Raw genomic sequence first — 520 nt, forward strand, 5'->3', positions numbered from 1 at the left:
ACCGAGTCGACGCCAAAAGGAGATTTGAACGTACCTTTTCATCATTTGGATTGGCAGCAAACAAGCCATAGAGCAGCTCCATCGCGGGCTCTGGTCTGCCTTGCAACATCATCACTACTGCAATATTGTTGTTTGCCTCACGGTCTGATGCGCCATTCTTCTTACTGTCATTAAAGTGAGAAATTGCACCATCATAGTCTTTTTTACGCGCAAGTATTTTGCCTTTTAGAAGGTAGTAATCCCCCTCTGGACCGCCATTCTCTAAATACTCTTCTAAGTAACGTTCACTCGCATCGTAATTGGATTTTAAATATTCGAGCTTAGCTAAGATATAAATAATATCTGGGTCTTTAAGATCCTTTTTCTCTAGAGTGTTTATGTATAACTCAGCAGATTTTTGGTCTTTATTATCCAAATATAAATTGATCAGTTTTATTTTATAACTCGGAACTTCGACTAAGTTCGCTTTATAAAATTCAATAAGCTGTTCAGTTTGGCCAGAGTTAGTCAGTAATTTTTC

Annotated in this window: 1 protein-coding gene; it reads right to left on the reverse strand. The window is 37.9% G+C overall.

Annotated features, from left to right (window positions below; translation table 11 throughout):
- Positions 1–520 (reverse strand): tetratricopeptide repeat protein (locus R7190_RS30685; RefSeq protein WP_318138315.1); only part of this gene is annotated, 520 nt, incomplete at both ends.

It is taken from the genome of Vibrio sp. 1078-1 (genome assembly GCF_033340475.1).